We start from the raw sequence: 12,970 nt of genomic DNA, 5'->3' as shown, positions 1-12,970 counted from the left end.
CGCTTCGGCCCTGTGTGCCGGGTGGTCCCGTCCACCGCCGACCGTCCACCACCGGCTGTTCACCCGCCTCGCCGCGTGACGCGCAGTCCTGCTGCCCGTCCCCGTCGGCGTACCTTGCCGACCCCGCAAATAAAGGATCACCCATGCCCGTGACCTCATGGCCCACCCCCCGACCCACCTCCCGACGCCGCTTCCTCACGCTGGCCGCGGTCGCGGCGGCGGCGGCCGCCTGCGGCCGGGCGACGGCGGCAGGCGGCGGTGCCGAGACGAAGAAGCTCCGCTACCAGGGCTCGGTAGGGCAGGTGACGCTGCCCGAACTCGCTGCGGACCTCGGCTACTTCGGCGACGTGAAGCTGGAATGGGTGGGTAACACGATCAGCGGTCCGCAGGACATCCAGTCGGCGGCGACCGGGCAGACGGACTTCGGCGGGGCGTTCAACGGTGCCGTCGTCAAACTGATCGCGGCCGGGGCGCCGGTGAAGGCGGCGATCAGCTACTACGGCGTCGACGCCGCCTCCTACAACGGCTACTACGTGCTGGAGGACAGCCCGATCCGCTCCGCCCGGGACCTGGTCGGCAAGAAGGTCGGAATGAACACGCTCGGCGCCCACGCCGAGGCGGTGCTCGACACCTACCTCCAGCGCAACGGCTTCGCCGCCCCGGAGTTGCGCCGGGTCGAGCGGATCGTCGTGCCCCCGGTCAACACCGAGCAGTCGCTGCGGCAGAGGCAGATCGAGGTCGCCTCGCTGGGCGGCGTCCTGCGGGACAAGGCGCTGGCGGCGGGCGGGATCAGGCCGCTGTTCAGCGACTTCGACCTGCTGGGCTCCTTCAGTGCCGGCACGTACGTGCTGACCGACAGGTTCCTCAAGCAGAACCCGAACACGTCGAGGGTATTCGTGACGGGAGTCGCGAAGGCGATCGAGTGGGCCAGGACGACGCCGCGCGAGGAGGTGATCGCCCGCAGCACAGACATCATCAAGCGCCGTGGCCGCAACGAGGACGCGGCGGCGCTCCAGTACTGGAAGTCCTTCGGCGTCGCTGAACCCGGCGGCCGGATCACGGATCAGACCTTCCAGCTCTGGATCGACTGGCTGACGGACCACGGTGAGATCAAAGCCGGGCAGGTCAAGGCAGCCGACCTCTACACCAACCAGTTCAACGGCTATTCGGCCGCCTCGCCCACCGCCGACAGGAGCTGAGCCCGCGATGACCGATCACATCAGCTTTCGTCAGGTCACCAAGACCTTCAGGGTACGGGGGCGCGCCGGGGACCGTCGGCACTCCGGATTCGTCGCCCTCGACTCGATCGAACTCGACGTTGCCAAGGGCGAGTTCCTGGCAGTGGTCGGGCCGAGCGGATGCGGCAAATCCACCTTGCTGGACCTCCTCGGGGGTCTGGCGGCGCCGACCTCCGGCGAGATCCTCCTCGACGGCCGACCGGTCACGGGGCCGGGGATCGACCGCAGCATCGTCTTCCAGCAGTACGCACTGCTGCCGTGGCGGACGGCCCAGCGCAACGTGGAGTTCGGCCTGGAGGCCGCCGGCGTACCGAGACGTCAACGCGCCTCCAGAGCACGGGAGTACCTCGACCTGGTCGGTCTCACCGGCTTCGAGGACCGTCACCCGCACGAACTCTCCGGCGGCATGAAGCAGCGGGTCGCGATCGCCCGCAGTCTCGCGTACGACCCGGCCGTGCTGTTGATGGACGAGCCGTTCGCGGCGCTCGACGCGCAGACCCGCGAGTCGCTCCAGGACGAACTGCTGCGGATCTGGCAACGGACCGGCAAGACCGTCGTGTTCATCACCCACGGCATCGAGGAGGCGGTCTACCTGGGCGGCCGCGTGGCGGTGCTCACCTCGCGCCCGGGCCGGCTGAAGGAAGTCGTTCCGATCGAACTGGGTGAGCGCGCAGTCGGCCAGGACCTGCGCTCCAGCCCGGAGTTCGCCCGCTACCGCCACCAGATCTGGAGTCTGCTGCACGACGAGGTCAGCCGTGCGCAGCAGTTGGAGAGAGAGGCCAGCCGCGTATGACCGACCTGAACCCGCGCCCGGGGGTGGCCGTGCGGACGGCCTCCGCCCGACCCCGACCGGTGGCCGAGCCGGCCACGGGCAGGGCGTCGGCCCCGAAGCCGGTACTGCACCCCGCCCCCGTTTCGCCTGCCGAGCCGAGGGACCGGGCGCCCGGTGGCACGGACACGCCGGTGTCGGCGCCGGCCCACCGGCCCGGGCTGCTACGGCGCCTCGTGGGGCTGCTGCTGAGCGGCGCGACGAAGTCCGTCGCGATCGTCGCGCTGCTGCTGCTCTGGGAGCTCGCCCCACGCTTCGACCTGGTGGACCCGACCTTCCTGCCGCCGTTCAGCGAAGTGCTGGACGCCTGGTACGGACTACTGCAGAGCGGCCAGCTGGCCGACAACACCCTGGCCAGCCTGACCCGTTCGCTCAGCGGATTCGGCCTGGCGGTGGTGATCGGTGTGCCGCTCGGCCTGCTGATCGGCTGGTACCGGCCGGTGGCCAACCTGCTCAGCCCGCTGTTGGAGCTGTTCCGCAACACGGCGGCGCTCGCCCTGCTCCCGGTGTTCGTGCTGATCCTCGGCATCGGCGAGACGTCCAAGATCTCGATCGTGCTGTACGCCTGCCTCTGGCCGATCCTGCTCAACACCATCAGCGCGGTGCGCGGTGTGGACCAGACCCTGATCCGGCTCGCCCGCTCGCTGGACCTCTCCGCACCCCGACTGTTCGAGAAGGTGATCCTGCCCGCCTCGGTACCGGTCATCTTCACCGGCGTCCGGCTCGCCGGGGCGGTGTCGATCCTGGTGCTGGTGGCCGCCGAGATGGTGGGGGCCAAGGCGGGGCTCGGCTATCTGATCAACGCGTCGCAGTACAACTTCGCGATCCCGCAGATGTACGCGGGCATCGTGACGATCTCCGTCATCGGGCTGGTCTTCAACCAGCTGTTGGTCGAGCTGGAGCGCAGGTTCACTGCCTGGCGTGCCCCGCTGGGCAGTTGAGAGGTGTGATGTGAGTACGCAACAGGAGTTCGCGGCTGACGTCCTGGTGATCGCTGGCGGCGCGGCGACCACCTGGGCGGCGCCGGACGCAGCCCGCGCGGGCGCGGGCGTCCGTATGGCCGACAAGAAGTACCGCGGGACCAGCGGCTCGACGGCGGCCGGCGAGGCGCCGCCCCCAGTGGTGAAGGTGGCGTGGCACGGACGGCATCCCGTCGATCGCGGCAGGACGGCTGCCAGACCTGCGTCCGGTGCGAGGCCGACTGCCCGGTGGCTGCGCTGTTCATCGCCCCGTACACCCACCCGCAGCCGCAGGACCCGGCCGTCCGTGACGACCGGCGGCTGACCGAGGCCGGGCAGCTCGGCAGCTACCGCGCGCAGATCGGCTGGGCCGGGGCCGGACCCCGGGCGCGCTGCGAGCGATCGGCCCGGCCCCGGGGCCGGCCGGATCGGCCGCCCCCCCGTCACCACCTCCTGAATGTCCGCACCGTACCCACCGTTTGAGGGAGAACCGATGACCAGCACCTTCGAGATCCGCAAGATCGGCGGCCGGATCGGCGCCGAGATCCTCGGCGTCGACACCGCCGCCGCACTCGACGCAGCGACCGTCCACAGGCTCAACGCCGCGTTGGTGGAGCACAAGGCGCTCTTCTTCCGCGGCCAGCAGCTGGACGACGACGGCCAGACCCGCTTCGCCGCCAACTTCGGCACCCTCACCACCGCGCACCCGACCGTCCCCGCGCTCGACGGGCAGCCGAACGTCCTGGCGGTGGACAGCGAGGACGGCGGCCGGGCCAACCGCTGGCACACCGACGTGACCTTCGTCCGTACGCCTCCGAAGGCCAGTACCCTGCGCAGCCTGATCGTCCCGCCGTACGGCGGGAACACCCTGATCGCCAACACCCAGACCGCGTACCAGGACCTGCCGGAGCAGCTGCGCGAGTTCGCCGAGCGGCTCTGGGCCGTGCACACCAACGACTACGACTACGCGCAGGGCAAGGAGCTGGACGCCGCGGACCGGGAGCGCCGCCGGGTCTTCACCGCCCGCAAGTACCGCACCGTCCACCCGGTGGTACGGGTGCACCCGGAGAGCGGGGAGCGCGGGCTGTTCATCGGCGGCTTCGCCCAGTCGGTCGTCGGCCTGCCGACCGCCGAGTCCCAGGACCTGCTGCGCAGTCTGCAGGCGTACGTGACCCGGCCCGAGAACGTGGTCCGCTGGCGCTGGGAGCTGGGGGACGTGGTGCTGTTCGACAACCGCGCCACCCAGCACTACGCGCCGGACGACTACGACGACCTGCCGCGCCGCCTGCACCGCGTCACCGTCGCCGGTGACGTCCCGGTGGGCGTGACGGGCGAGTCCAGCCAGGTACTGGAGGGTGACGACGCCTCGCACTACACGTCCTGACCGGCAGCCCGGCCGCGCGGAGTGCTCCGTGCGGCCGGCGCCACGGGGAAGGCCCGGACCGAGCGGTCCGGGCCTTCCCGTGCGGCCGGGCGCCGGCCCGGCGTGCGGCCGTCACGGCGTGGTGTACCGCCCGACCGGCCGCGGCAGACCGTAGTGCTCGCGCAGGGTGCTCCCGGTGTAACCCTCGCGGAACAGGCCGCGTGCCCGCAGGATGGGGACCACCTGCTCGACGAAGTCGTCCAGGCCGCCGGGCAGGAGCGGCGGCATGACGTTGAAGCCGTCGGCCGCGCCCTGGGTGAACCAGGTCTCGATGTGATCGGCGAGTTGCTCGGGAGTGCCGACCACGACCTGGTGGCCCCGGCCGCCGCCGAGCCGCCCGACGAGTTGGCGCAGGGTCAGCCGGTCGCGGACCGCGAGGTCGCGGATCAGCTCGAAGCGGCTCTTGGCACCGTTGATCTCGGTGACCGGCGGCAGTGGCGGCAGCGGCTCGTCAAGCGGGTGGTCGGTGAGGTCGACGCCGAGCACGGTGGAGAGCACGCCGACCGCGCGGGCCGGGTTGATCAGCTCGTCCAGCTCCTGGTCCAGCGTGCGTGCCTCCGCCTCGGTGGAGCCGAGGACGGGGACGACGCCGGGCAGGATCTTCACCTGGGCCGGGTCGCGGCCCGCCTCGGCAGTCTGTCGCTTGAGGTCGCCGTAGAAGGCCTGCCCCTCCGCCAGCGTCTGCTGCGCGGTGAACACCGCCTCCGCCCAACGGGCGGCGAAGGCCTTGCCGTCGTCCGAGGATCCGGCCTGCACGAGCAGCGGGTGGCCCTGTGGGCTGCGCGGGATGTTCAGCGGCCCGCGCACCTGGAAGTGCTTGCCGACGTGGTCGATGTCGTGCACCCGGTCCGGGGCGGCGAAGGCCCCGCTCGCTCGGTCCAGCAGCAGCGCGTCGTCCTCCCAGCTGTCCCACAGCGCGGTGACCACGTCGAGGAACTCGGCGGCCCGCTCGTACCGGACGGCGTGGTCCTGGTTGGCGCTGCGGCCGAAGTTCTGGGCGGCGCGGTCGCCGGCCGAGGTGACGATGTTCCAGCCGGCCCGCCCGTGGCTGATGTGGTCCAGCGAGGCGAACTGCCGGGCCAGGTTGTAGGGCTCGGAGAAACCGGTGGAGACGGTGCCGATCAGGCCGATCCTCGTGGTCACCGTGGCCAGCGCGGTGAGCAGGGTGAACGGTTCGAAGTGGCTGATCAGGCCCCAGCCCCCGTCGGAGCGGGCCTCGACGCCGTCGGCGAGGAACACCGAGTCGAAGGAGGCCGCCTCGGCGGTCCGGGCGAGCCGCTGGAAGTGCGCGATGTCACCCGCGGCGGAAGGATCGGTGCGGGGGTGGCGCCAGGCGGCCTCGTGGTGGCCGACACCCATCAGGAAGAGATTGAAGTGGAGTTGGCGCTCGGCGGGATTTTCGGGCATGGCGAAACACTCCGGAGCTCGGAAGACGGGCGGGGGAAGGGATCGACCCGATTCTCCGGCCCGCCCTCCGGCCGTTCAACGATTCACCTGGCGGTGGAATTAATGCGCCGTTGACGAGGGCTCACCGCATCGCCCGGGCGGTCGAACTCCCGGCCGTCCGCAGCTCCATCGGACGCTGGTAGACGCTGTCGAGCACCCCGGCGCAGGCCGCGACCGCCAGCACCTCGACGCCGAAGGCCGTCGCCGTGACCAGCTGTTCGGGTGCCGCGTTGGAGTGCAGCCGGATCTGTGCCGCCAGATACGGGCGCAGGCAGGACGCCACCGACATCCCCGCCTCACTGACCACCAGAACCTCGGGGTTGAGGACGTCCAGCAGCAGGCCGGCGGCGGGCGCGACGAGCCGGAGCCGCTCCTCGAAGAGCCGGATCGCGGTGGGGTCCCCGGTGCCGGCCAGGTCCAGCAACAGGCCGAAGTCGGGGCCGGGGATCAGGCCGAGGGCGTGGGCCCGGCGGGCGAGGGTCCGGTCCGCGACGGTGGCCTGGAGGCAGCCGGTGCGCCCGCAGCAGCAGGGCTCGCTGGAGCCGGGTACGGCGAGGTGGCCGATGTCGCCCGCGCGAGACCGCCGCCCGAGCAGCACGCTGCCGCCGGTGGCGATGGCCGCGTCGACGACGTTGCCGACGAACAGCTGGACGAGTTCGGTGGCCCTGCTGCCGGCGCCGAACAGCAGCTCCGCCCGGGCCAGCGCCCGGGCGTGGCTGTCGACGTGCACCGGCAGCCGGGTGGCGTCGGCCAGGACGTCGCGGACGGGGACGTCGTGCCAGCCGAGCGGGCCGTGGGCGACGACGCTGCCGCTCTCGGAGTCCACCCAGCCGCCGGTGACCACGCCGAGGCCGAGCACCGAGTGGCCGGTGGCCCGGCGGGCCAGGAAGCCCGGCAGGTACGCCCGGATGGCTCCCAGGACGGCGGCGGCGTCGCCACGCCGGGGCAGGCGCTCGTGGGCGACCACCCGTCCGCGCAGGTCCAGCAGGGCGAAGGTGAGCCACGGCACGCCGATGTGCACCCCGCAGGCGAGGTGGTGACGGGTGTCGATGTCCAACGGCAGCTGGGGGCGCCCCGCCCTGGGCGGACCGTCCGGCGGGGGCAGTACGCGCAGGAGCCCGAGACCGGTGAGGTCGGCGGTGTGCCGGGAGACGGCGGCCGGGCTGAGGCCGGTGGCCCGGCCGACGGCGCTGCGGGTCAGCGGGCCGCCGGTCAGTACCGCGCGCAGCACGGCCCCGGCCCCGCCGCCCTCGGTGGGCGCCGGGGTCCTGCCGTGCGCGGGCGGTGCAACCAGGGAGAGCATGCGGTCGATGCTCCCAGCGGCGTGTTGCACGGGCGTGGCGAGGGCGTGAAACGGCCCGGCCCGGCGCCCGACCGGGCCGGCCCGCCTACGGCATCGGTGCCCGACGGGCCCCGGCGCCCGGACCCGATCGCCACCCGCTCAGTGTCCTGTCGGTGCCGCGCGCTAGGATCAACTTCGTATACCGAACACCGGTACGACACGTGAACGCAGCAGGGGGACCACGATGAAGCGGACGAAGACGCGCACGCTCACCGCAGCGGCCGGGGTGCTGGGGGTGACACTGGCGTTCGCCGGGACGGCATCGGCGCAGTCCGCCGACCCTGCACCGGCCTCGGACGAGCCCTTCGGTCAGCCGGGCAAGGGCCAGATCCTGCCGCCGGCGCCGGACGAGGACACCATGTTCTCGATCCCCGACTGGATCGGGAACGGCGGCGCGGTGACGGCCTCGGTGATCGAGACGCTGCCGATCGCCGTCACCGTCGGCTGTCAGGGCGGCGGTTCGGTACAGGTGCACGTCGGCGGTCTGGCTCCGGCCGACTTCACGGTGCAGTGCCCGGTGGACTCCGTCGGCGTCGGCTCGGTGGACATCCCCGCCCGTCCCGGCCGGGACTTCCAGTTCACCGTGCACACCTCGGACCCGTCGATCCACTGGGGCATCAACGCCCTCCAGATCCGCTCGGCCAACTGACCCGGATCCCGGGCCCCAGACTCAGCCCCGCATGCTCCGGGGACCGGTAACGGCCGTACTTAACCCGCCCCCTCGGATGAGCAGTTCTGGAGCGGGAGGAGCACCTGAACGTGCCGCTCAAGCACAAGGAGCTGTTCGTGCTGGTCGATTAGGACGTGCGCCGGACCTTTACCGCCTCCTCGGCAACGGCCGAAGCTTCCTCATGCAGCCCTGCCTCCGTCAGGAGCGCACCGAGACTGGACAGTGCACGGGCGAGCTGTGGCTCGTAGCCAACGGAGTCGTTCACAGCCAGTCGGCGGTAGATGTCGACCATCTCCTCGGCGGTGGCCAGGGCCTCCGACCGCTGCCCCGCCTTCGACAGGTGGAGGGCGAGGTTGGACAGGAGGAGAGCGACGTGGGGTTCATGGGTGGCAGGATCGTTCGCAGCCAGTCGGCGTCGGATCTCCACCGCCTCCCTGGCGGCGGCCAGGGCCTCCGCGGGACGTCCCGCCCCCGACAGGTCGCTGGCCAGGTCGGACAACGAGTCGGCGAGACAAGGTGCGAAGGCGGCAGGGTTCTTCGCGGCGAGTCGGCGCCAGGCCTCCACCGCCTCCCTGACGGCGGCCAGGGACTCCTCCCGCAGTCCCGCCTCCGACCGGAGGCTGCCGAGCTCGAGCAGCGAATCGGCGAGGCGGGGCCCATGGGCCGGGTCGGCCGCGGCCAGAAGGCGCCGGACCTCCACCGCCTCCTCGGCCGGGGCCAGGGATTCCTCCCGCCGCCCCGCCTTCGACAGGTGGATGGCGAGTTCGAGCAGCGAATCGGCGAGGCGGGGCCCATGGGCGGGGTCGGCCGCGGCCAGAAGGCGCCAGAGCTCCACCACTTCCCCGGCGGTGGCCAGGCACTCCTCCAGTCGCCCGGTCCCCCGCAGGTAGAGGGCGAGGTTGCCCAGTGACACGGCGAGGCCGGGTCCGCGCTCGGCCGGGTCGGCCGCCGCCAGCCGGCGCCGCACCTCCACCGCCTCCTCGGCCGGGGCCAGGCACTCCTTCCGCAGCCCCGCCTCCCACATCAGGGCACCGAAGTCGAACAGCGAGGCGGCGAGGTCGTCCTCGAAAGTGGCCGGGTCGGCCGCGGCCAGCAGGCGCCGGACCACCACCGCCTGCTCGGTGGCGGCCAAGGCCTCCCGGTGCCATCCCAGCCTCCCGAACCGGATGCCGAGGTCGGACAGCGCGGTGGCGAGGTCCGACTGGGCGGCGGGCGGCTCGGTTCTGGTCAGCAGGCGGTAGACCTCATTCGCCACCTCGATGACGGCGCCGGCGTCCACCTGCGGGGCGTCGGGACTTCCCTCGACGACGACGTTCATCTTCGTCCCGTTCGGGAGGTCGACGGTGAACGTCTGCGACTCCTCGCTGGCGTTGGCCTCTTCGCCGAGGACGATGTCCAGCAACATCCCGTTCGAGAGGTCGACGGTGAACGTCTGCGACTGCTGTTCGGTGATGGGGCTGGTGTCCTCCTGCCGGGTGTCGGGACTTCCCGGGGCGACGAGGTCCATCCTCGTCCCGTTCGGGAGGCCTGCGGCGGGCGTCCGCGACTCCGGTTCGGCGGCGGTGCCTCCCGGGGCGACGACGTCCGTCCTCGTCCCGTCCGGGAGTTCGATGGTGAACGTCCGCGACTCCGGGGAGCCGCTCCGCCGCGGATCCTTGCGGCGCGGCCGGAGAACCGTACCGACCCGCCGTCCGATGCCCGACAGGAGGGTGCCGACACCCGACGGCGAGCCGGCGGGGCGGGGTGCGTCGGCCCTGCCCCGCTGGCGCCGGATCTCCGCGGCCTCCAGTTCGGCGGCGCGGGATTCCGTCCTCCGCCCCGCCTCGGACAAGAAGACGGCGAAGGTGGACAGCGCGGTGGCGAGCTTGGGACCGAAGGCCGCGGGGTCGTGCACGGCCGGCCGGCGGTAGGCGCGGACCGCTCCGGCGGCGGCGGCCAGGCCCTCCTCACGCCGTCCCGTCTTGGTGAGGCAGGAGGCGAGGTTGAACAGTGCGCTGGCGAGGCCGGGCTCGAAAGCCTCGGAGACCTCCGTGACCAGGCGGTGGTGGATGTCGACCGCCTGTGCGAGGGGAGGGAGGGCGCTCTGCGGCACCCCGGCCTTGATCAGCCCGGCGCCGAGGTTGGACAGCGCGCGGGCGAGGCCGGGTTCATGGGTGTCGGGGTCGGCCGCGGCCAGACGGTGATAGATGCCGATCGCCCCCTCCAAGGCGACCAGGGCCTCCACCAGCCGCTTCGTCCCCAACAGCCCGGCGCCGAGGTTGGACAGCGCGCGGGCGGACTGGGCTTCGAAGAGGGCGGGCTCCTTCGCGGCTAGTTGGCGGTAGAGGTGGGCAGTCTCCGCGGAGGCGGCCAGGCCCTTCTTCCGCTGCCCCGTCTCCGTCAACCAGCTGCCGAGGTTGGCCAGGGAGTGGGCGAGGTCGGCTTCGAAGGCCGCGGGGTTGCCCGCGACCAGGCGGCGCCGGATCTCCACCGCCTGTCCGACGGCTGTGAGGGCCTCCGCCGGGCGCCCCGCTTCCAGCAGCGAGACGCTCAGGTTGGACAGCGCGAGGGCGAAGGCGGGTTCGTGGGCCGCGGGGTTGCCGGCGGCCAGGCGGCGCCGGATCTCCACCGCCTCCAGTTCGGCGGTGATGGCCTCCTCCTCGCGTCCCTCCCCCGACAGCCAGATACCGAGGTTGACCAGCGAGTGGGCGAGGTCGGCTTCGAAGGCCGCGGGGTTGCCCGCGACCAGGCGGCGCCGGATCTCCACCGCCTGTCCGACGGCTGTGAGGGCCTCCGCCGGGCGCCCCGCTTCCAGCAGCGAGACGCTCAGGTTGGACAGCGCGAGGGCGAAGGCGGGTTCGTGGGCCGCGGGGTTGCCGGCGGCCAGGCGGCGCCGGATCTCCACCGCCTCCAGTTCGGCGGTGATGGCCTCCTCCCGGCGCCCGACGCCCACCAGGTGGAGGCCGACGAGGGTCAGTTGGCCGGCGAGGTCGGGTTCGTGGGCCGCGGGGTTGCCAGCGGCCAGCCGGCGGTAGACGTCGACTGTCGACCGGGTGGTGGCCAGGGCCTCCTCTCGCCGCCCCGCCCGCGACAGATGGTGGCCGAGGTTGCTCAAGGCCGTGACGAGACCGAGTGCGTGGGCCGCCGGGTCGGCCTGGGCCAGTCGGCCCAGGATGTCGACGGCCTCCTGGGTGGTGGCCAGGCCCTCGTCCCGCCGCCCCGCCTCCGCCAGCAGGGCGCCGAGGCTGACCAGTGAGGCGGCGAGATTCGGTTCGTGGACAGCCGGGTTGCCTGCGGTCAGCCGGCGGTGGAGGCCCGCCGCCTCCTCGGCGGCGGCCAGGGCCTCGTCCCGCAGTCCCACCGCCGACAGGTCACTGCTGAGGTTGACCAGCGAGGCGGCGAGGTCGGCGTGGTGACCGGGGCCGGTCCGGGTCAGGTCGCGCCAGATCCGTACGGCCTGCCGCCCGCCGGCGACGGCCTCGTCGCGCAGGCCGGCCCGGGACTGGCGGAGCGCGAGGCCCCGGTGGATGCGGGCGCGGGAGGCGGGGTCGGTGATGGTGGCCAGGCGGTGTTCCGCCAGCCGGGCGGCGATCGCGGCGATGCCAACGTCGAGGCCGGTGTGCCGGTCCGCGGGGAAGTAGGGCTCGACGGTTTCCAGGACGCCGGTGTCGAGGGTCTCCAGGGCGGCCAGGCGGGTCAGGGCGGCGCTGCCCGCCGCCAGGGCGAGGCGGGGGCGGTCGCGCAGGATCGGTTCGAGGTGTCGGGCGGTCAGGTGGGGCCAGCGGTGGGCCGCCTCGATCAGGACCGTCAGGGCCTGGCGGGTATAGCCCGCAGGTTCACCGGTCCCGTCGTCGGGCACCAGCAGTAGGGCCGGCGCGGCGGCGCTCCAGGGGTCCGTGGCGTGGTAGCCGAACTCCTCCTCGTGGCCGGGCAGGGTGAGTGCGAGGTAATCCTCGCCGAGCCGGTCGGGGGCGAGCGGGTCCAGCAGCAGCTCCGAGTCGGCCGGCGGGTAGCAGCGGCCGTGGTCCTCGGCCAGTCGCCCGCCGGCGGCGGTGCTGTCGGCGGCACCGGCCCGCACCAGGGCGGCTGTGGCGTTGGCGGGGGCCAGGGCGCCCGCGAGGGTGGCCACGTACACCGCCCGGCCGATGGTGCGCGGGTCACTGCGCAGCGGGCCGCGGCCCCGGTCGTGGAAGGAGTGCCAGTGGTCCTGTTCGCGGTCCAGCAGGTAGGAGGACAGACTCGCCTGCCCGTTGCCGGTCGGGGCGGCGCGGCCCCGGCTGGCGGCGTCCACGTCGACCAGGGCCCGCATGTGGACGGTGAGGGTCAGGGCGAACGCCGGGTCGTTCAGGTCGCCGGGCACACCGATCCCGGCGGCGTTCGGGTGCGCGAAGAGCTCGGCGAACCGGTCGCGGGCCGCGGTGTACACGGCCGCCCGGGCGCCGGGGGCGTCGGGGAGTCCCTCCAGCCGCAACTTCTCGACGTCGAGGACGTCGAGTTTGGCGAGCTGGTGGGCCAGACCCTGCCACCAACCGCCGGCCTGGCGCGCCAGCAGCAGGATGCGCAGCCGGTCTCGGGCCGCGTCCCGGTGTTGGCGCAGCAAGGTGATCAGGTCCTCCAGGGGCCAGCGCTCGGCGTAGTCCACCACCAGGACCAGCCCCGGGGCACGTACCGTCAGGGACTGGTCCTCGCCCCCGGCCGAGGCGACCTCGCTGCGGTGCCGGGCCAGTGCGACCGCCCAGCCCGCCTCGGCCGAGCGGGCGGCGAACTCTGCGGCCAGCCGTGTCTTGCCCGACCCGCCCTCGGCGTGCAGCAGCCGCACCGACAGCCCCGGCACCGCCTCGTCCCGCCAGGACTCCAGCAGCGCCGACTCCGGCCGGGGCAGGAAGGGCACCACCTGGTGACGGGCCGTCAGCAGGCGGCTGGGCACCCGCGCCAGCCCGGACGGCAGGGCGGCCGGCCCGGCGAGCGGGAAGGGCTCCACCCGGTAGGGCGGGGTGCAGCGGTAGATGTAGTTGTACTGGTCCCCGTGCTGCACGGGCGTACACCCGGCCGCCGCCGGTGGCCGTGATGTTCTGCGTGTACAC

8 protein-coding genes are annotated in these 12,970 nt (G+C 73.0%); 5 read left to right on the top strand and 3 right to left on the bottom strand.

What is annotated here, in order from left to right; all coding sequences use genetic code 11:
- Positions 1 to 143: 143 nt before the first annotated feature.
- The 4 genes from ABZ495_RS24820 to ABZ495_RS24805 all read left to right on the top strand — a co-directional run bounded on the left by ABZ495_RS24820 (position 144) and on the right by ABZ495_RS24805 (position 4,410).
- The gene (locus ABZ495_RS24820) at positions 144 to 1,199 is read left to right on the top strand and encodes an ABC transporter substrate-binding protein (RefSeq protein ID WP_359838156.1); all 1,056 of its coding nucleotides are present in this window, start codon (positions 144 to 146) and stop codon (positions 1,197 to 1,199) included.
- Between the two features lie 7 nt (positions 1,200 to 1,206).
- Positions 1,207 to 2,031: an ABC transporter ATP-binding protein gene (locus ABZ495_RS24815; protein ID WP_359838154.1), complete on the top strand. Its 825-nt coding sequence runs from the start codon at positions 1,207 to 1,209 to the stop codon at positions 2,029 to 2,031.
- Between the two features lie 170 nt (positions 2,032 to 2,201).
- Positions 2,202 to 3,008 carry an ABC transporter permease gene (locus tag ABZ495_RS24810; RefSeq protein ID WP_359838153.1) on the top strand — a complete coding sequence of 269 codons (807 nt, stop codon included), beginning with the start codon at positions 2,202 to 2,204 and terminating at the stop codon, positions 3,006 to 3,008.
- Between the two features lie 511 nt (positions 3,009 to 3,519).
- Positions 3,520 to 4,410 (top strand): TauD/TfdA family dioxygenase, encoded by an 891-nt coding sequence (locus ABZ495_RS24805; RefSeq protein ID WP_359808657.1) that lies wholly within the window; start codon positions 3,520 to 3,522, stop codon positions 4,408 to 4,410.
- Positions 4,411 to 4,521: 111 nt separating this feature from the next.
- Here ABZ495_RS24805 and ABZ495_RS24800 read toward each other — a convergent pair whose 3' ends face one another.
- Both ABZ495_RS24800 and ABZ495_RS24795 read right to left on the bottom strand, forming a co-directional pair.
- Entirely contained in the window at positions 4,522 to 5,856 is a 1,335-nt protein-coding gene (locus tag ABZ495_RS24800; protein ID WP_359838151.1) for an LLM class flavin-dependent oxidoreductase, read from the bottom strand.
- A gap of 121 nt (positions 5,857 to 5,977) precedes the next feature.
- Positions 5,978 to 7,198: an ROK family transcriptional regulator gene (locus ABZ495_RS24795; RefSeq protein ID WP_359838149.1), complete on the bottom strand. Its 1,221-nt coding sequence runs from the start codon at positions 7,196 to 7,198 to the stop codon at positions 5,978 to 5,980.
- Positions 7,199 to 7,421: 223 nt separating this feature from the next.
- Between ABZ495_RS24795 and ABZ495_RS24790 the strand changes: the two genes are divergently transcribed.
- Positions 7,422 to 7,886, top strand: a complete 465-nt coding sequence (locus ABZ495_RS24790; protein ID WP_359838148.1) for a hypothetical protein — start codon at positions 7,422 to 7,424, stop codon at positions 7,884 to 7,886.
- A gap of 148 nt (positions 7,887 to 8,034) precedes the next feature.
- Here the strand turns inward: ABZ495_RS24790 and ABZ495_RS24785 are convergent, their stop codons facing one another.
- Positions 8,035 to 12,921: a tetratricopeptide repeat protein gene (locus tag ABZ495_RS24785; protein WP_359838146.1), complete on the bottom strand. Its 4,887-nt coding sequence runs from the start codon at positions 12,919 to 12,921 to the stop codon at positions 8,035 to 8,037.
- Positions 12,922 to 12,970 lie beyond the last annotated feature (49 nt).

The sequence above is a fragment of the Kitasatospora sp. NPDC005748 genome, from assembly GCF_040630735.1.
Classification (GTDB): Bacteria; Actinomycetota; Actinomycetes; order Streptomycetales; family Streptomycetaceae; genus Kitasatospora.
This window is presented reverse-complemented; position numbering and strand designations above follow the sequence as displayed.